The 17,252-nt window shown below is 61.0% G+C and carries 15 protein-coding genes; 6 read left to right on the plus strand and 9 right to left on the minus strand.

Annotation, left to right across the window (positions count from 1 at the left end):
* Nucleotides 1–27: 27 nt before the first annotated feature.
* The 3 genes from lapG to IMW75_RS03770 all read right to left on the minus strand — a co-directional run bounded on the left by lapG (nucleotide 28) and on the right by IMW75_RS03770 (nucleotide 1,846).
* The gene (gene lapG / locus IMW75_RS03760; RefSeq protein WP_045058678.1) at nucleotides 28–735 is read right to left on the minus strand and encodes a cysteine protease LapG; all 708 of its coding nucleotides are present in this window, start codon (nucleotides 733–735) and stop codon (nucleotides 28–30) included.
* A 117-nt stretch (nucleotides 736–852) separates the two neighbouring features.
* On the minus strand, nucleotides 853–1,248 hold the full coding sequence (locus IMW75_RS03765; protein WP_045058677.1) for a YbaN family protein: 396 nt from the start codon (nucleotides 1,246–1,248) through the stop codon (nucleotides 853–855).
* 10 nt (nucleotides 1,249–1,258) lie between these two features.
* Nucleotides 1,259–1,846 (minus strand): UPF0149 family protein, encoded by a 588-nt coding sequence (locus IMW75_RS03770; protein ID WP_045058676.1) that lies wholly within the window; start codon nucleotides 1,844–1,846, stop codon nucleotides 1,259–1,261.
* A gap of 1,793 nt (nucleotides 1,847–3,639) precedes the next feature.
* On the opposite strand from IMW75_RS03770, the gene recQ reads away from it, so the two are divergent.
* The 3 genes from recQ (at nucleotide 3,640) to IMW75_RS03785 (ending at nucleotide 8,205) form a co-directional block, all read left to right on the plus strand.
* Nucleotides 3,640–5,766, plus strand: coding sequence for a DNA helicase RecQ (gene recQ, locus IMW75_RS03775; RefSeq protein ID WP_205891917.1), 2,127 nt, complete (start codon nucleotides 3,640–3,642; stop codon nucleotides 5,764–5,766).
* Between the two features lie 119 nt (nucleotides 5,767–5,885).
* Nucleotides 5,886–6,320 (plus strand): MarR family transcriptional regulator, encoded by a 435-nt coding sequence (locus IMW75_RS03780; RefSeq protein ID WP_045058845.1) that lies wholly within the window; start codon nucleotides 5,886–5,888, stop codon nucleotides 6,318–6,320.
* A 127-nt stretch (nucleotides 6,321–6,447) separates the two neighbouring features.
* On the plus strand, nucleotides 6,448–8,205 hold the full coding sequence (locus tag IMW75_RS03785) for a motility hub landmark protein FimV (protein ID WP_205891918.1): 1,758 nt from the start codon (nucleotides 6,448–6,450) through the stop codon (nucleotides 8,203–8,205).
* Nucleotides 8,206–8,320: 115 nt separating this feature from the next.
* On the opposite strand, the gene IMW75_RS03790 is transcribed toward IMW75_RS03785, so the two are convergent.
* Nucleotides 8,321–10,510, minus strand: a complete 2,190-nt coding sequence (locus IMW75_RS03790) for a patatin-like phospholipase family protein (protein WP_205891919.1) — start codon at nucleotides 10,508–10,510, stop codon at nucleotides 8,321–8,323.
* A gap of 71 nt (nucleotides 10,511–10,581) precedes the next feature.
* Between IMW75_RS03790 and IMW75_RS03795 the strand changes: the two genes are divergently transcribed.
* Complete coding sequence (locus IMW75_RS03795; RefSeq protein ID WP_205891920.1) at nucleotides 10,582–10,869, plus strand: Rdx family protein; 288 nt, start codon at nucleotides 10,582–10,584, stop codon at nucleotides 10,867–10,869.
* On the opposite strand, the gene IMW75_RS03800 is transcribed toward IMW75_RS03795, so the two are convergent.
* Nucleotides 10,863–11,756: a DMT family transporter gene (locus tag IMW75_RS03800; RefSeq protein ID WP_205891921.1), complete on the minus strand. Its 894-nt coding sequence runs from the start codon at nucleotides 11,754–11,756 to the stop codon at nucleotides 10,863–10,865. The two genes, IMW75_RS03795 and IMW75_RS03800, sit on opposite strands and share 7 nt — an antisense overlap.
* A gap of 106 nt (nucleotides 11,757–11,862) precedes the next feature.
* Nucleotides 11,863–12,627 carry a helix-turn-helix transcriptional regulator gene (locus IMW75_RS03805; RefSeq protein WP_205891922.1) on the minus strand — a complete coding sequence of 255 codons (765 nt, stop codon included), beginning with the start codon at nucleotides 12,625–12,627 and terminating at the stop codon, nucleotides 11,863–11,865.
* A 135-nt stretch (nucleotides 12,628–12,762) separates the two neighbouring features.
* Here IMW75_RS03805 and IMW75_RS03810 point away from each other — a divergent pair, with 135 nt between their 5' ends.
* A complete protein-coding gene (locus IMW75_RS03810) occupies nucleotides 12,763–13,578 on the plus strand; it encodes a UDP-2,3-diacylglucosamine diphosphatase (RefSeq protein WP_045058850.1) in 816 nt (271 codons plus the stop codon).
* Between the two features lie 20 nt (nucleotides 13,579–13,598).
* On the opposite strand, the gene IMW75_RS03815 is transcribed toward IMW75_RS03810, so the two are convergent.
* Together IMW75_RS03815 and IMW75_RS03820 are read right to left on the minus strand one after the other, a co-directional pair.
* Entirely contained in the window at nucleotides 13,599–14,189 is a 591-nt protein-coding gene (locus tag IMW75_RS03815; protein WP_205891923.1) for an HD domain-containing protein, read from the minus strand.
* Between the two features lie 27 nt (nucleotides 14,190–14,216).
* Nucleotides 14,217–14,528 carry an Mpo1-like protein gene (locus IMW75_RS03820; RefSeq protein ID WP_045058852.1) on the minus strand — a complete coding sequence of 104 codons (312 nt, stop codon included), beginning with the start codon at nucleotides 14,526–14,528 and terminating at the stop codon, nucleotides 14,217–14,219.
* A gap of 161 nt (nucleotides 14,529–14,689) precedes the next feature.
* Here IMW75_RS03820 and IMW75_RS03825 point away from each other — a divergent pair, with 161 nt between their 5' ends.
* On the plus strand, nucleotides 14,690–15,751 hold the full coding sequence (locus IMW75_RS03825) for an AraC family transcriptional regulator (RefSeq protein ID WP_082069152.1): 1,062 nt from the start codon (nucleotides 14,690–14,692) through the stop codon (nucleotides 15,749–15,751).
* Here the strand turns inward: IMW75_RS03825 and IMW75_RS03830 are convergent.
* On the minus strand, nucleotides 15,708–17,162 hold the full coding sequence (locus IMW75_RS03830; RefSeq protein ID WP_045058854.1) for a TrkH family potassium uptake protein: 1,455 nt from the start codon (nucleotides 17,160–17,162) through the stop codon (nucleotides 15,708–15,710). The two genes, IMW75_RS03825 and IMW75_RS03830, sit on opposite strands and share 44 nt — an antisense overlap.
* Between the last annotated feature and the right edge of the window lie 90 nt (nucleotides 17,163–17,252).

A 17,252-nucleotide genomic window follows, 5' to 3' on the forward strand; every position in this document is an offset into this window, starting at 1 on the left:
GCTCCTTGCGAGACCTTGCGAGGACGACTAGCCGTCGCCCACGGCGAAACCTTCAACCTGCATTTTTTTCAACACATCCTGCCAGCGCGACAACTTTTTCGAGTCGCTGGAACGCTTGCCCCCGTTAGCCCCCGGCAGGTACAGCCCCTCGGCATTGAATGCGTAGACCGGTAGCAGGTCCTTGCGCCGTGAAGCGGGGGAGATCTCGCCCACCAGGTTGTCCAGCACCAGCGGATCGGCCGTGGGGCTGCTGTAGAAGGTCAGTACCATGTGCGCCTGGTTCTGGGTCAGGGCTTTGACGTAGGTGATGCGCAATTTGTCGCTGGGAATGCCGAGATGGCGCAGGCTGAAATACTTGGCCAGGGCGTAGTCCTCGCAGTCGCCCGCGCCCTTGACCAGGGATTCGACGGGGGTGGCCCAGTAATCGATCTGGCGCCAGATGCGCGTATCGTCCTGGAAAGTCAGTTGCTGGTTGAAGAAGCGATTGACCGCATTGAGTTGCTCGCGCTCGGGCTGATCCTGTTGACCTTGCAGCAATTGGCTCCAGGCCTCTATCCGTCTTTGCGCGGGACCCTGCGCGCCGTATCGGGCCTGGGCGTTCTGCAAGACCTGCGCATAATCCCAGCTGGCGAACACCGCACCGAGGCCCGGCATCAGCCAAAATGCCAGCAGCAGCCATCCGCCGAACCGAAGTCGGAGCGTTGACCATCCTGGACTACGCCGGCGACGGGGCATGTCGGGCTGCTCGGGGTGCAGATGGATGGAGTCTAGGCGGTGTTTGCAGGGGAAGAGGGCAGATCGTCGGTTGGCAATGCAGTTGCAGTGAGTCACAGGGATGCTGTGACGAGGCGATCAGGGCTTGCGCAGGGTTTTCTGTCTGAGGATGTAAATAGTCACCAGCACCGCACTGGTCAACATGAAGCCCCGCGCCCACGGCATCGGCACCAGATAGCAGGAAAACCCGATGCTCAACCACATCAGCCCGATGGCGTAGACCTTGCCCTTGAGCGGAATGCCCTCACCGTCAAGGTAACCGCGGATCCACGGCCCAAGGCGCGGATGCTCCACCAGCCAATGGTAAAAGCGCGGTGAACTGCGGGCAAAACAGGCAGCGGCCAGCAACAGGAAGGGGGTCGTGGGCAATACCGGCAGGAAGATCCCGATCACCCCCAACGCTACGCTGAGCCAGCCGATGGCCAGCAGCCCGTAGCGCAACATCAGGGAGCGGTTGCCTATGGGATTGTCCATAGGCAGAACCTTAGTGGTGACGAGGCTTGAGGATGGCCGGTTTTTCGTCAGGCGCGTTGCACAGCAGGTACAGCGCGGTCAGGGCTTCCGGGATCTGCACGATCATGTCGTCCATCAGGTTGGCATCGGCGGCGATATCGGAGAATTCCGGTTGCTCGTCGAACAGGCCCGAACCGACCATGATCGGCAGCAGCATTTCGCTGACTTCGTCTTCAGCGGTCTCAAACCAGGCGGCTTCACGCAGGAACACGCCTTCCATGAAGCCGATGCACCAGCCGCGCAGGTCGGAATCATCCGGGTCTTCGCCAAGATCGAGTTCGCAAGGCAGCTCGAATTCTTCATCGGAAGCCAGCTGGCGAGCGATGTGGGCTTTGAGTGCCAGCAGGGTGGATTCGATGGCCTCACGCTCGGTGTCGTCGGCGTAATGCGGCTCTTCGGCGAACAGGGCATCGATCCATTCACGGTCCGGTACGGTTTCGGAGCAGATCGACAGGGCCGTGAGGTAGCCGTGGGCGGCCACGTAGTCCAGCGCCTCGTCATGCAGTTCATCGGCGTCGAGGAAGACTTGCAGGCGGGTTAGTTGCTCAGCGAAGGACATTAAAGGGCTACCTTGGGAATTAAACAGATGCGGGAATTCTAGGCCTTCTTGAGCAGTCAGGCCAGCCGCGCGGCACATTTGCCCCCTCTGGGCTCGTTTTTCTATATGCGCTCTGTAGGAGCTGTCGAGTGAAACGAGGCTGCGATCTTTTGATCTTGCTTTGTGTACATATCCATTGCTGCGGTAATGGCTGCTTATGGTTCCGCCCTTACGGCGGGTCACTTTGAACAGCGCAAAGTAACCAAACGCTTTCTGCCCCACCACTCGGCACCTCGCCTAGGCTCGGTGTGCCCTCACTCCGGCATTGCTCCGCGGGTCGCCGCGATGGGCCATCCCTGGCCCAGCGCGGCTAAACCGGCATCCTTGCCGGTTTCCCCGCTGCGCAATGCCTGCGTTCGGCCAGCGTGGTTAACGGGGCGCCTGCGATCCAGAGCTTCGCCGTGGCGGCCTTCGGGCCGACCAAGGCATCAAACCGGCGCGCTGCGCTTCTATGATTGTGCACTGCCTCCGGGCTGGAGTTGTTCCTGAGTAGGAGCTGTCGAGTGAAACGAGGCTGCGATCTTTTGATCTTGTTTTGTGTGCAGATCCATTGCTGCGGTAACGGCGGCTTAGGGTTCCGCCCTTACGGCGGGTCACTTTCGAAGAGCGCGAAAGTAACCAAAGCGCTCTTGCCCCACCACTTGGCACCTCGCCTGGGCTCGGTGTGCCCTCACTCCGGCATTGCTCCGCGGGTCGCCGCGATGGGCCATCCCTGGCCCAGCGCGGCTAAACCGGCATCCTTGCCGGTTTCCCCGCTGCGCAATGCCTGCGTTCGGCCAGCGTGGTTAACGGGGCGCCTGCGATCCAGAGCTTCGCCGTGGCGGCCTTCGGGCCGACCAAGGCATCAAACCGGCGCGCTGCGCTTCTCTGATGTGCACTGCCTCCGGGCTGGTGTTGTCCCTTTTGGAGCAAAGCTTGCCTGCCGGGCTGATGTTGTTTCTGTGGGAGCAAGCTTTGCTCCCACAGATATCAATCCTTCCACAGACATCAGTCGTTCCACAGATATCGAACTCTTCACAGATATCGAACCTCCACAGAAATGACTGTCCAGAGGCATCACTTTCCAGCGGCCACCTTCCACGGATACCACCTCACAGGGCTCATTTCATATCCAGAAAAGGTGCGCGACCCAACAAGCGAAGCGCGCCGGCGTGATGCCTTGGTCGGCCCGAAGGCCGCCACGGCCAGGTATTTGATCGCGGACGCCCCGTTAACCACGCTGGCCGAACGCAGGCATTGCGTAGCGGGTAAACCGGCAAGGATGCCGGTTTAGCCGCGCTGGGCCAGGGATGGCCCATCGCGGCGACCCGCGGAGCAATGCCGGAGTGAGGGCACACCGAGCCTAGGCGAGGTGCCAAGTGGTGGGGCAAGAGCGCTTTGGTTACTTTCGCGCTCTTCGAAAGTGACCCGCCGTAAGGGCGGAACCATAAGCAGCCATTACCGCAGCAATGGATATGCACACAAAGCAAGATCAAAAGATCGCAGCCTCGTTTAACTCGACAGCTCCTACACACCAACAACACCACCCGCCGCACCCACAGCACCCACCAATGAAGTGTTTGTCCCAATGTGTCTACCAAGCGGCACCCTTTGAACCGGAGGGGTCGGGTATACTCCCGCGTTTTGCGATGCCCTGCCGGCGTCATGGCTGAGATGGACAGCGTCATGCAATCCGCACTTACGATTTGTTCAGTGCAGACTGCGCGATTCTGAACCAGCCTTGCAGGGATGTTTCGGTGATTTTTGGAGTTTTTATGCTCGAACAGGCTCAACGCGTCCTCAAGGACATCTTCGGCTACGACAGCTTTCGTGGCCGCCAGGGTGCGATCATTGAGCGCGTGGCCAGTGGTGGCGACGCCCTGGTGCTGATGCCTACCGGCGGCGGCAAGTCCCTGTGCTTCCAGGTACCGGCATTGCTGCGCGAAGGCCTGGCCGTCGTGGTCTCGCCGCTGATTGCGTTGATGGACGACCAGGTCGCCACCCTCGAAGAACTGGGTGTTGCCGCCGCTGCGTTGAACTCCACACTGAGCGCCGAACAGCAACGGGACCTGGCCAACCGCATCAAGCGCGGTGAGGTGAAGATGCTCTACCTCGCGCCTGAACGCCTGGTTCAGCCGCGGATGCTGGCATTCCTGCAAAGCCTGGAAATCGCCCTGTTCGCCATCGATGAAGCACACTGCGTATCGCAATGGGGTCACGATTTCCGCCGCGAATACCTGCAATTGGGCCAACTGGCCGAGCTGTTCCCCAACGTCCCGCGCATCGCGCTGACTGCCACCGCCGACAAACGCACCCGCGAAGAAATCGTCGATCGCCTGCACTTGCAGGACGCCGAGCGTTTCCTGTCGAGTTTCGACCGCCCGAACATCTTCTATCGCATCGTCCCCAAGGAGCAGCCGCGCAAGCAGTTGCTGGCGTTCCTGGCCGAGCGGCGCAGCGACGCCGGTATCGTCTACTGCCTGTCGCGCAAGAAAGTCGACGAAGTCGCGGTATTCCTCAGCGAGCAGGGGTTTCCGGCGCTGCCTTATCACGCCGGGCTGCCCAACGAAACCCGCGCCCATCACCAGAAGCGCTTTCTCAACGAGGAAGGCCTGATCATGGTGGCCACCGTGGCGTTCGGCATGGGGATCGATAAACCCAACGTGCGTTTCGTCGCGCACCTGGACTTGCCCAAATCCCTGGAAGCGTACTATCAGGAAACCGGCCGCGGCGGGCGTGATGGCCTGCCGGCTGATGCCTGGATGGCTTACGGCCTGCAAGACGTGGTGATGCTCAAGCAGATGCTGCAGAACTCCGAAGGCGACGAGCGTCACAAGCGCCTGGAGCAGCACAAGCTGGACGCCATGCTTTCGCTCTGCGAAGAAACCCGCTGCCGCCGGCAAACCTTGCTGGCCTATTTCGACGAAGACATGCCGCAGCCGTGTGGCCATTGCGACAACTGTGTCGATGGCGTGCAGACGTGGGACGCGACCGAGCCGGCTCGCCAGGCCCTTTCGGCGATCTTCCGCACCGGCCAGCGTTATGGTGTGGGGCATCTGGTGGACGTGTTACTGGGCAAGGACAATGAAAAGGTCCGCAGCTTTGGGCATCAGCATCTGTCAGTGTTTGGTGTCGGCAAGGCGATGGGCGAGAGCGAATGGCGATCGCTGTTTCGCCAGCTGGTTGCCCGCGGGCTGGCGGACATCGACCTCGAAGGTTATGGCGGCCTGCGGTTGAGCGCCACTTGCCGGCCGCTGCTCAAGGGCGAAGTGACCCTGGAGCTGCGCCGCGACCTCAAGCCGCAAACGACTGCGAAAAGCAGCAAGAGCCAGGCGAGCCAGCTGGTTCGTGGTGAGGAACGCGAGCAGTGGGAAGCCTTGCGCGCGTTGCGTCGCAAGCTTGCCGAAGAGCACGGGGTGCCACCGTACGTCATCTTCCCGGATTCGACCCTGCTGGAAATGCTGCGCAGCCAACCGGGCTCCATGGCCGAGATGGCACGGGTCAGCGGCGTCGGCGCGCGCAAGCTGGAGCGTTACGGGGAGGCATTCCTCGAAGTGCTGGGCGGCCAGGCCGAGGCGCCAAAAGTGGTGGCCGACCTGCGCCACGAGTTGATCACACTGGCCCGCGCAGGCATGACGCCACTGCAGATCGCCGGCCAGTTGCAGTGTTCGGAAAAGAATGTGTACACCCTGCTTGCCGAGGCGATTGGCAAGCAACAGTTGTCCCTGGAGCAGGCACTGGATTTGCCTGAGGAATTGATGGGCGAAATACAGGATGCTTTTCTCGACGGTGAAGGCGAGTTGCCACCGGTTGTGGAGATCGCAGCAATATTTGCCGGACGGGTTCCAGAGGACGTGTTGTACTGCGTCCGGGCGGCACTGCAGTCGGAATTCGAAATTTGAAACAACCCTTGCTTTGATGTAACGATTCAGTACAAAGCGAGCCTTGCTTCATGTCCTCGGCCATGCTTAGCTGACTAATAATTAGGTTTTCTCTATTTCAGTCTAACCATGAGTTTTTTATGCCGTTAACCGATCAACACCGCTTTGGCATGCAGTTGGCGCAGGTGTCCCGTGGCTGGCGAGCCGAACTGGACCGTCGCCTGGCGGGCCTGGGATTGTCCCAGGCCCGTTGGCTGGTGCTATTGCACCTCGCGCGTTTCGGAGAGCCGCCGACCCAACGAGAGTTGGCGCAAAGCGTTGCCGTAGAAGGTCCGACCCTGGCCAGATTGCTCGACAGCCTCGAAAGTCAGGGTCTGGTCCAGCGCCAGGCAGTGGTGGAAGACCGCAGGGCGAAGAAAATCGTCCTCTGCGCCCCGGCCCGTCCGTTGATTGAACAGATTGAAACCATTGCCAACCAGCTGCGCCAGGAACTGTTTGAAGGCGTCGATGAGGCGGAATTGAAGATATGCATGCGAGTTCACGGGCATATCCTGGCCAACCTGGAAAAATCCTGACTCGTTGCTTCGTGCAGGACTTTTGAGATCGCCCGTTGGGCGGACTATAAAGAACTACTATGCATTATCGCGTTCGTACCGGATGTGCGAACGCGTACGGTTGGTTCTGGTTATCTAAGGGATGCTCATGCTTGAGAGTTTGCACGTTGTCTTGCGGTGTGGCACCAGGCTGCTGCTGGTGGGTGGCGCTGTGTGTTACTCGGCATTGGCGCCTGCGCTGGGGTTGGGTGAAATCACCCTGCATTCCGCGCTGAATCAGCCGTTGCGGGCAGACATCGCGCTGGTGGACGCGGCGGGGCTCGAAGAGGGCGACCTGTCGGTCAACCTTGCTACGGCGGACGAATTCAGCCGCGCGGGTGTTGAACGCGTGTTTTTTCTCAACGACCTGAAGTTCACCCCAATCCTCAAGGGCAATCGCAGCCTGATCCGGGTGAGCTCCAATAAAGCGGTCAATGAACCCTTCCTGAATTTCCTGGTGCAGCTCAATCAGCCCAATGGGCGGGTGCTGCGCGAATACACGGTGTTGATCGATCCTCCTGGCGCGCCGGGTGTTGTTCCTGTGGTCGATGAACCCGCCGCCACCACGCCAAACTCTCCGTTTCCTGCAGTCAAGCCTGCGGCAGCCACGCCAGCGCCAGCGCCGAAAAAAGCTGCTGCGCCCAAGGCCGAGGCTGTTGCCCCGGTAGCGGAAATTGACCCCGCTGCAGAGCAGTTGGCTGCCAGCGTCCTGCAAAACCAACAACTGCAAGCGACCATAACTGAGCTGAATGCGCGGCTGCAGGCACAGGACGAACAGATTGCCGCCCACAAGAAGCAGGTGATCGAACTGCAAACCCGGTTGGCCGAACTGCAACAGGCACCGCCCGCGGCACCTGTTGCCGTGGCACCGCCGGTAGTCGCCGTTGAACAGCCTGATGCCAATCAATGGCCAATGATTCTCGGCGTTCTGGCCCTGGCGGTCCTGGTACTCCTGGGTTTGTTCATGCGGCGCCAACGCCAACGCCAACAGGCGGATGAGGTGGCGCAGGAGGCTCCCGTGCCTGCTTCCCGGCCTGAGTCCGTGGCTGATGATCCTGTAGGAATGCAGGCACCGCCGGCCAAATCGGCGGCTGATCACCAAGAGGATGCGCCGTCGGGCGACGTGCTGGAGGGCGTGGGTATCTACATGGCCTATGGCAGGTTTTCCGAGGCGGCCGGTTTGCTGCGCGAGGCGCTGGCCAAAGAGCCACAGCGCACTGATCTAGCCGTGCAACTGCTGGAAGTGCTCGGCAAACAAGGCGATGTGGCGGCCTATGACGTCCAGGAAACCCAGCTGCGCGACTCAGGATTTGACCCACAGACCCTGCAGGACATTCGCAGCCGACACCCGAAAATGCACAACGTGACGCCGCTGGCTGCTGCGCCGGTTGTCGCTTCAGTGATCGCCGCAGCGCCCGTTGTTGCCCAGGGCGATGAGTTCCAGTTGAATCTGGATGACCTGTCGATGGACGCCAATTGGGACCTGATCAGCCCCTTCGACAGCGCTCCGCCGCCACCCGCACTTCCAGAAGAGCCGGCGTTTCACTCCAACCTCCACATCTTGCCCGAGGTGTTCGAAATGCCCGAGGAGCCGTCACTGGGCGAACCCGAGCTGGAGTGGGATGCGCCGGCGGATTCCCAGGGGCTGGACGACGATTTCCTCGCCGAATTCGGTGACCCGGACTCATCGCTGGAAATTGAGCCCTTCAGTCTTGAACCGGACAACGCCGGCAAACTCGAACAGGCTCAGACCTGTATTGATGACGGCGACCTGGACAGCGCGATTGAGCTGCTCAACGAGCTGCTCAAGGATGCTGATGAACCACTCAAGCAGACCGCGCGGAGTTTGTTGGCCGGCATTCGCTGATAGTGCATGTGTCGTTATCAATGTGGGAGTTAACCTGCTCGCGATAGCGGTGAGTCAGTCGACATAAATAGCGACTGACCAGCCGCAATCGCGAGCAGGCTCCCTCCCACAGGCTTCAGAATGTTTGCCCCAGGTTCAGGTACACGGCCTGCTCATCGGCATCGTTAAAGCCGTAACTGAAGTTCAGCGGCCCCAAGGGCGTGTCGAAGCCAATGAATACGCTGGCGGCATTGATGTAGCCACTGTCGAACTCATTGTCGTTGTTCCACACCCGACCTCGTTCCAGTGACCCGCCGGCATACAGCGGGAAATCGAGCGGCAGGTACGAGCGCGGTGTCAGGCGTCGAAAGTAGACGGCGCGCATCAGGCTGATGTTCTGCCCGGAAATCGCATCCTCCCTGAAACCCGATAACTGCCGTGCTCCGCCGAGCAGGAAGCTGGAAGTCACCACATTGGCGTCATTGAGCGTGCGCCCGTAGCGGCCGCCGAGAATGAAGGTGTCCGGGCCGTGGCTGAGGGCCTTGTCCAGCGCGACTTCCCATTGTCGATAGCGATTGTCCGAGCCCAGGCCGGGTTCGTACTGCCGCAAGGCCAGGCCGAAGTCTTCGCCTTCATGGGGGAAGTAGACGTTATCCAGTGAATCGAACGAGTACTTCACTTCATAAAACCCTTCGTTGAAGCTTTCGCTGGGCAGGTCCTGGTCGCCAATGCGCACGTCTGCCTTGCCCCAGGCTTCGCCAACACCCAGGCGCACTTCGCCGCTGTTGCCGATCTGGCGGCCTACGTTCAGGCCAAAGCCGTAGCGCTCAACCCGGTATTGGGCGATCGGATCGTTGTCCAGGGTGGCTTCGACGTTCTGCGCGTCAAAGGCGCCGTAAGGCGCAATGAAATATCGCGATCCGACATCCAGTGGCTGGTAGAACTCGCTGTACAGTTCCTGGCGGTCGCCGATCTGCGCGCGGGTCAACCATTCGGCACCCAGGCGGTTGATGCCGTTGACGCGGTAACTGGCGCCCAGGTTGAACGCACTGTCGCCGCGCATGTCGTCCGAGAGGTTCAAGCCCAGCCGCAGGTAATCCGTGCCGCTGCGCTTGCCGCGGGCAGTGATGATCAGGGTGTGGTTAGTGCCCTTGTGGGCGACTCGGTATTGCACCTGCTCGAAGTAGTCCAGGCCATACAAGGTGCCCATATCGGTTTGCAGGCGTCCCAGGTCCAGTGGTTGACCAATGTGCTGGCGAATGTAGTACCGAATGACATCATCGCCGACTTTCGAGTCATTCTCGACCTTGATTGCGGTGATGATCGGCGTGCGCTCGCTGGGCTCACGGGCGGCGCTCAGCTCCGGATCCAGCGGCTGCGACGGCTTGAGCTGCGCCAGGCGTGCATCGAGAATCCTGGTTGCGCGATAGCCTGCCTCGATCATTTCTTCGGCACGACCAAAGTCGGTCACCCCAAAACTCGCCAGTGACGGCTGGATCAGGATGTCGTCCGGGTGCAAGGCGGCGAGCTGTTCTTCGGAGTTGCGGCGGGTCATCAAGGTGATCGACTGGTTCAGCACGTCGACCACGGTGGTCAGTTGTTTGCTGTTGCGCAGGGGCGTGCCGATGTCGACCACGATCGCCACGTCGACCCCCATTTCCCTGGCGACATCCAGCGGGATGTTATCGGTCATGCCGCCGTCCACCAGCAGGCGCCCATCCAGTTCGACAGGGGCGAACACCGCCGGGATCGACATGCTGGCGCGAATCACCTGAGGCAGGTGACCCTTGCGAAACACCACCTTCTCACCACTGGCAATGTCGGTGGCGACCGCGCGGAAGGGTATGGGCAGCTTGTCAAAATCCCGGGTATCGCTGGCATGGGCCAGCAGGCTTTCCAGCATCAAGGCAAGGTTCTGGCCCTGGATGACCCCGAGCGGCAAGCCGAGGCTGCCGTCGTCGCGAAAACTGAGTTTCTGCTTCACCAGGAAGTCGCGATCATCCTGCTTGCGCCGGAACGGCACGTCAGCTCTGGGCGGCGCATCCGACAGGGCCTGCTGCCAATCAATGTTGAGGGCGAGCTTTTCCAGCTCATCGATCTTGTACCCGGATGCGTATAACCCGCCCACCACCGCACCCATGCTGGTGCCGGCGATGGCATCGATCTGGATGCCTTGCTCCTCCAGCGCCTTGAGCACACCAATGTGCGCCAGGCCTCGGGCTGCGCCACCGGACAGCACCAGGCCGACTTTTGGTCGGGGGGCCTCGGCGGCCTGGACGATCATGGGCAGCAAGCAGAGCAGCAGGCAGGACAGAAGATGGCGCATCATGAATCTCGGGACCAGCGGAAAAGGTCGCTATTATAGCGGCGCCCCTCGCCTCTGGAGTCTCGTCAATCATGCCTGCCAGCAAACCGGAAATTGTCATCACCTATTGCACCCAGTGCCAGTGGTTGCTGCGCGCAGCCTGGCTGGCCCAGGAACTGCTCAGTACCTTTGGTGACGACCTGGGAAAGGTGTCGCTGGTGCCCGGCACGGGTGGGGTATTCCATATTTCTTGTGATGGCGTGCAGCTTTGGGAGCGCAAGAGTGACGGCGGTTTTCCCGAGGCCAAGGTGTTGAAACAGCGGGTCCGGGATCAGATTGATCCCGACCGCGACCTCGGTCACAACGACCGGACTCAGTGAGAGGCTGCCTCTGCAGCAACGGTTTTCTTGTCTGACCCGCCGGCAAGACGGCTGGAGACCACAATCGCCACGATGATCAACGCGCCGCCGAGCAGCATGCGTGGCGTGGGATTTTCGTTGAACAGCAGCCAGGCCATGGTGATGCCGTATACCGGTTCCATGGCGAACACCACTGCGGCGGTGCGAGCCTTGATCACCGCCAGGCTGGCGACGAACAGGCTGTGAGCGACACCGGTGCAGAAGATTCCGAGCAGGCTGATCCACAGCCAGTCCAGGGCGCGCACTTCGCTCAATTGCGGTGCGGCCACCGGCAGCAGGCACAGCGCGACCACCACGTTCTGGCACAGCGCGGCCTGCACCGGCGGAATCCGTGAGGAACTGGCGCGGTTGGTCAACGACAATAAAGCGAAGAGCAAGCCCGAACCCACTGCCCACAGCAGGCCGGTGGTGGCGCCGCTGGCGAGGTCGAAATCAGGCGTGACCAGCACCAACCCGATACTCACCAGCACCACCAGGAGAATTTCGTTGGCGTGAATTCGCTCGCGGAAGATCAGTCCTTCGAGGATCACGGTAAAAGCCGGGAAACTGGCGAATCCCAACGTCGCAATCGCCACACCGGCAACCTTCACCGCGATGAAAAAGCTTACCCAGTGCCCGGCCAGCAGTACGCCGCTGAGTAACAATCGGCGCCAATCCACGGCTTCGAGAGGTTGCCAGCGGGTGGCACTGGCGAACCGTGCAAACACCGCCAAGGCGAGCACCGCGAATGCCGCGCGGCCAAAAACGATTACGGCCGGGGAGGCTGCCGCGAGTTTGCCGAACACGCCGGTCAGGCCGAACATCAGTGCACCAATGTGCAGGGCGCCAAGGGCGGTACGGGGAGTCATTGCAGATCCTTGATCGATGTGTGAGCACGGCCGATACACGACCCGTAGGAGCCTCCGGCAGCTCCTACAGTAGACCGTGGAGGAGCCGTATACGTCTGTCGCCAGACTAGCGTCTTTTGTCGCCGCCCTCGCGTCGCAGTTTTCCCGGAGAGGCGCCGAACTCGCGCAACACCGCGGCGGCGAATGCACTTTGCGAGCTGTAGCCGACCCGGCTGGCGATTTCGCCGATAGGCAGCACGGTGTCGCGCAACAGCTCGACAGCCCGGTGCAGGCGGCGGCTGCGGATGTAATCCATCGGCGTCTGCCCGCATTCGGCGACGAAGCGGGCATGCAGGCGGGCGCTGGACAAGTCGGCGATGCGGGCGAGGTCAGCGACCTGCAGGGGATAGGCCGCGTGCTGGTCGATGTGCGCATTCAACGCCGCATAGGGCAGGCGACGCCCCCCCATGACCTCGGGTTTGACGTTATTGAGACTGGCCAGCAACAGCACGGCACCCTGTTGCGCAATCAGCGGGTCGTCGACCTGGCTGCCCGCCAGCCAGCTCACCAATTGGCTCTGCCCGGCATCGAGGGGCAGGCGTGCGGCGCTGTCGAGCAGGCGTCGGCTGGCGTCGGCATGCTCACCCAGGGACTGCGCCACCCATTGATCGCTCGGTATATCCAGCACCAGGCAACGGCTGCCATTGGCACTGTTGCAGGCGTGATGAAAACCGGAAGGCACCACCACAAAACTCTGCTGTATCACCTGGCTGCCATGCCCGCCCACCTCGAAATCCAGCGCCCCCGACAACCCGAACACCAACTGCGCATGGTCGTGGCTGTGGATGATCAGGTCCTTGGTGTATTGGCGGAGCGTGAGGATCGGTCTCATCGCAGGTCTCCCGGGCAAGGTGGGCATTCTACACCGCGTTGGCCGCCCGGCGTTGTCACAGGACTGACGCGTCATTGTCATGGGCGATTCACCCGCCCGGCGCACAGTTGCCCAAACCATCGTGGAGCGTTGCCAATGACCAGTGCCGAGCTCGCCAGACCCGGTCGCAAGCAGCGGGTGCGGACCTTGTGGATTTCCGACGTGCATCTGGGCACCCGGGACTGCCAGGCCGAGCACCTGAGCACATTTCTCAAGGGTTACCACGCGGACAAGGTCTACCTGGTCGGCGACATCATCGATGGCTGGAAGCTGCGTAGCGGCATGTACTGGCCCCAGGCGCACACCAACGTCATCCGCCGCCTGCTGACCATGAGCAAGCGCGGCACCGAGGTGATCTACGTGACGGGCAACCACGATGAATTCCTGCGCCGTTACTCGAAGTTGATCCTGGGCAATATCCAGTTGGTCGACGAGGCGGTGCACGTCACGGCGGATGGCCGGCATCTGCTGGTGATCCACGGCGACCAGTTTGATGTGATCACCCGCTACCACCGCTGGCTGGCGTTTCTTGGGGACTCGGCCTACGAATTTACCCTGACGCTCAACCGCTGGCTGAATCACTGGCGCGCCCGCTATGGATATGGGTACTGGTCGTTGTCGGCCTACCTCAAGCACAAGGTGAAAACCGCGGTCAGCTTTATCAGTGATTTCGAGGAGGCTATCGCCCACGAGTGCGTGAAGCGCGAGTTGCACGGCGTAGTGTGCGGGCACATTCACCATGCCGAAATCCGCCGGGTGGGCGGCGTGGATTACTTGAACTGCGGGGATTGGGTTGAGTCGTGCACGGCGCTGATCGAGCACTGGGACGGCTCGATCGAGTTGTATCGATTGGCGGACGCACAGGCGCGGGAAGAGCAGATGACGGCGCAGAAGGTGGGTGAGCCTGCCTGAGATCAGAAGATCTTTTGATTCTAGGCTGGTGAGTGCTCCTGCATCGCCGCCTTGTAGATCGAGTTCTTCGGCTGCGCAAACAGGCGCTCCATCATCGGCTCGAAGAAGCTCAGCGGCAGCGTTTCGTAGGCGGGGTCAAACGCCGCCGCATCATATTTGGCACAGAAATCAATGGTCGCCTGATACTGCGGATGACCACTGAATTGCTCGCGCAGATGCCGATCCATACCCAAGTGATGAAAAAAGTAGTAACCCTGGAAAATCCCGTGCTTTTCCACCATCCACAAATTCTCGGCGCTGACGAATGGCTTGAGGATCGCCGCAGCAATGTCCGGATGATTATAGGAGCCCAACGTATCGCCAATGTCATGCAACAGCGCACACACCACATATTCCTCATCACGGCCGTCGCGCCAGGCACGTGTTGCGGTTTGCAGGGAGTGGGTCAGGCGATCCACGGGAAAACCACCGAAGTCACCCTCGAGCAGCGTCAGGTGGGCCACGATCCGTTTCGGTAACTGCCTGGCGTAGGCGCTGAAGTCGGCAGCGATGATTGCCCAGTCTTCCTGGGTGCCGTCCTGCATGTGGGTGAAGCGGGCATTGGCATTCATCGACTGTCCTCGAATAGCGGGTGATTCCTAGAACGGCACGCGACCCAGGATCATGTCGCGGTACATGACAAAATCGCCGAGCAGGCTGTAAAAGGGATGCTGGAAGGTCGCGGGACGATTTTTCTCGAAAAAGAAATGCCCGGCCCAGGCGAAGCTGTAACCGGCCAGCGGCAGGCTCAACAGTAATAGCCAGGCGCCTTTGCCGATGGTCATGGCCAGAATGAAAATAACCAGGGTGGTGCCGATGAAGTGCAATCGTCGGCAAGTACTGTCGCTGTGCTCGCTGAGGTAATACGGGTAGAACTCGGCGAAGCTGTTGAAACGTTTGATGTTTTCCACGACAACGGTCTCTGTGGTTATTGTTCTGGCGCCAAGTTGTTCTGCGGGTAGCTTATTTAAGTCTAGAGTGATCATTGGCATCAGCCAGTGACAATAGGCGCCACTTTAGTATCCTTCGGTAAACCTGACGCCGTAGACGGCTCACCAAGACAGTAAACGCCATGAGCGAAAGAACGACTTCTGCAAGCTGGGCGATGGGGATTGTCAAGGCACTGGAAATGGACGGCCTGGATTGTCGGGTCCTGTTCAGGCAGCTGGGGCTGGACTACGCGGCCCTGACCGACCCGGATGGGCGCTTTACCCAGGACTCCATGACACGACTGTGGCAACGCGCGGTCGAGCTGTCGGGTAACCCGGCGATCGGCCTGAACATGGGCAAAGTGGTGCGGCCGGCATCCTTTCATGTGGCGGGCTACGCCTTGATGTCGAGCCAGACTCTGGTTGAAGGTTTTCAGCGCCTGGTGCGTTATCAACGGATCATCGCCGAAAGTGCCGACCTGAGTTTCCGCCTGCTGGACGAGGGTTATGCGCTGATCCTGACGGTGCATGGCGACCATCTGCCGCCGACCCGGCAAAGCGCCGAGGCTTCCCTGGCCTGCGCCCTGGGGCTGTGCAACTGGCTGACCGGGCGAACCCTGCAACCCCGCAAGGTGATGTTCCAGGGTGAGCACCCCGTCAACCTTGAGCCCTATACCCAAACATTCCACGCCCCGCTGGTATTCAGCGCGCCCTATGACGCGCTGATTTTCGAGCGCGCCGACATGGAGGCGCCGCTGCCTACGGCCAATGAAGCGATGGCGGCGTTGCATGACCGGTTTGCCGGTGAGTACCTGGCGCGGTTTTCCGAAAGCCGAGTGACCCACAAGGCGCGTCAGGTGTTGTGCCGGCTGCTGCCGCAGGGCGAACCCAAGCGCGACACCGTAGCGCAGACGCTGCACCTGTCGCAGCGCACCTTGCAGCGCCGGTTACAGGAAGAGGGCACCAGTTTCCAGGCCTTGCTCGACGATACTCGCCGCGAGATGGCCGAGCAGTACCTGGCCCAGCCCAGCATGACCCTGCTGGAAATTGCCTACCTGTTGGGTTTCGCCGACCCCAGCAACTTTTTCCGCGCGTTCCGCCGCTGGTTTGACGCCACGCCGGGAGAGTACCGGGCACGGTTGGCGGGCACGCCTGCGCCGGTCAGTGACGCCAAAACGCCGGAATACACAACACAAACACCGTGATGATCTCCAGTCGGCCCAGCAACATGCCGAACGACAGGATCCACTTGGCGGCGTCGGGCAGCGTCGCGAAGTTGCCCGCCGGGCCAATGGTCTCACCCAGCCCCGGGCCGACGCCGGAAACGGTACTGGCTGCGCCTGTCAGCGCGGTCATCCAGTCCACTCCCAGCAGCGAAAGCAGCAGGGCGATGACGCAGATGGTGATGGCAAAGAAGAATGAGAAGGTCAGGATCGACCGCACGATCTCTTCGTCGAGCCGGTGTCCGTTGTACTTCTGCTTGATCACTGCGCGCGGGTGAATCAATTGGTTAAGGTTGGCCTTGAGCAGGATATAGGCGACCTGAAAGCGGAAGATCTTGATCCCGCCAGCGGTCGAGCCTGAGCAACCACCGACAAAACCCAGGTAGAAAAACAGCATCAGCGAGAAATTGCCCCACAGGCTGTAGTCTCCCAGGGCAAATCCGGTCGTGGTGACCACCGAGGTCACGTTCAGTGCCACGTGGCGCAGGGCCTCCAGCCAGTGCAGCTGGGTGGTCCACCAGTACCAGGTGCCGAGCACCAGCCAGGTCACCAGCAACATCCCGAGCAAACCCTGAACCTGCTGATCCTTTATCAAGGCGCGCCGGTTGCCGCGCAGGGTCGCCACGTACAAGGTGAATGGCAGGCTGCCGAGGATCATGATGACGATCGCCACCCAATGCACCGCGGGCTGTGTCCACTTGGCCAGGGACAGGTCGGAGGTCGAGAAGCCCCCGGTGGAAATGGCCGACATCGCATGGTTGATGGCATCGAAGGGGCTCATCCCGGCCCACCAGAAGGCCAGGCTGCCGAGGATGGTGATGCCGACATAGGCTGCAACAATAAGACGCGCCACCATGTGCGAGCGGGGCATGACTTTTTCGGAGCGGTCCGAGGATTCGGTCTGGAACAGGCGCATGCCACCGATGCGCAGCAACGGCAGGATCGCCACTGCCATGCCGATAAAGCCGATGCCGCCGATCCAGTGCAGCAACGAGCGCCACATCAGGATCCCGGGGGACATCTTGTCCAGGCCGTTGAGCACTGTCGACCCGGTGGCGGTGATGCCGGACATGCTTTCGAAGAATGAGTCGGTGTAGCTGATGTGCTGGGTCAACAGGAACGGCAGCGCGGCGAATATGCACACCACCAGCCAGCTGCTGACGGTCAGCAGGTACATGTCCCGCGGGCGCAGGTGTATGTGTTCGGGCCGACCGGGGATGACCAGCGCCAGGCCGGCGACGAAGGTGATCATGCTGGCCCAGAGGAACGAAGGCAGGTCGCTGGTGCGGTCGAAAATCACCAGCGTGGCCATGGGCACGACCATGGCGATGGCCAGGGTGATCAGAAAGATGCCGATGATGAAACCAATGATCCGTAAGGTCGGCAACGCCATGAAGTCCGCTCGGGCTGAATAGGGAAGGGCGCCATTCTACCTGCGGGGCAGGGCATGTAAACCGGCATCCCTGCGGCAGTTACCGCTAGA

This window comes from Pseudomonas gregormendelii (assembly GCF_017114825.1).
Classification (GTDB): Bacteria; Pseudomonadota; Gammaproteobacteria; order Pseudomonadales; family Pseudomonadaceae; genus Aquipseudomonas; species Aquipseudomonas gregormendelii.

Bases quoted from the DNA above. Each gene is read 5' to 3' on its own strand.
- IMW75_RS03805 (WP_205891922.1), bottom strand. From the start codon at position 12,627: ATGAGACCGATCCTCACGCTCCGCCAATACACCAAGGACCTGATCATC.
- IMW75_RS03790 (WP_205891919.1), bottom strand. From the start codon at position 10,510: ATGCGCCATCTTCTGTCCTGCCTGCTGCTCTGCTTGCTGCCCATGATC.
- recQ (WP_205891917.1), top strand. From the start codon at position 3,640: ATGCTCGAACAGGCTCAACGCGTCCTCAAGGACATCTTCGGCTACGAC.
- IMW75_RS03785 (WP_205891918.1), top strand. From the start codon at position 6,448: ATGCTTGAGAGTTTGCACGTTGTCTTGCGGTGTGGCACCAGGCTGCTG.
- IMW75_RS03810 (WP_045058850.1), top strand. From the start codon at position 12,763: ATGACCAGTGCCGAGCTCGCCAGACCCGGTCGCAAGCAGCGGGTGCGG.
- IMW75_RS03825 (WP_082069152.1), top strand. From the start codon at position 14,690: ATGAGCGAAAGAACGACTTCTGCAAGCTGGGCGATGGGGATTGTCAAG.
- IMW75_RS03800 (WP_205891921.1), bottom strand. From the start codon at position 11,756: ATGACTCCCCGTACCGCCCTTGGCGCCCTGCACATTGGTGCACTGATG.
- lapG (WP_045058678.1), bottom strand. From the start codon at position 735: ATGCCCCGTCGCCGGCGTAGTCCAGGATGGTCAACGCTCCGACTTCGG.
- IMW75_RS03765 (WP_045058677.1), bottom strand. From the start codon at position 1,248: ATGGACAATCCCATAGGCAACCGCTCCCTGATGTTGCGCTACGGGCTG.
- IMW75_RS03770 (WP_045058676.1), bottom strand. From the start codon at position 1,846: ATGTCCTTCGCTGAGCAACTAACCCGCCTGCAAGTCTTCCTCGACGCC.
- IMW75_RS03830 (WP_045058854.1), bottom strand. From the start codon at position 17,162: ATGGCGTTGCCGACCTTACGGATCATTGGTTTCATCATCGGCATCTTT.
- IMW75_RS03780 (WP_045058845.1), top strand. From the start codon at position 5,886: ATGCCGTTAACCGATCAACACCGCTTTGGCATGCAGTTGGCGCAGGTG.
- IMW75_RS03795 (WP_205891920.1), top strand. From the start codon at position 10,582: ATGCCTGCCAGCAAACCGGAAATTGTCATCACCTATTGCACCCAGTGC.
- IMW75_RS03815 (WP_205891923.1), bottom strand. From the start codon at position 14,189: ATGAATGCCAATGCCCGCTTCACCCACATGCAGGACGGCACCCAGGAA.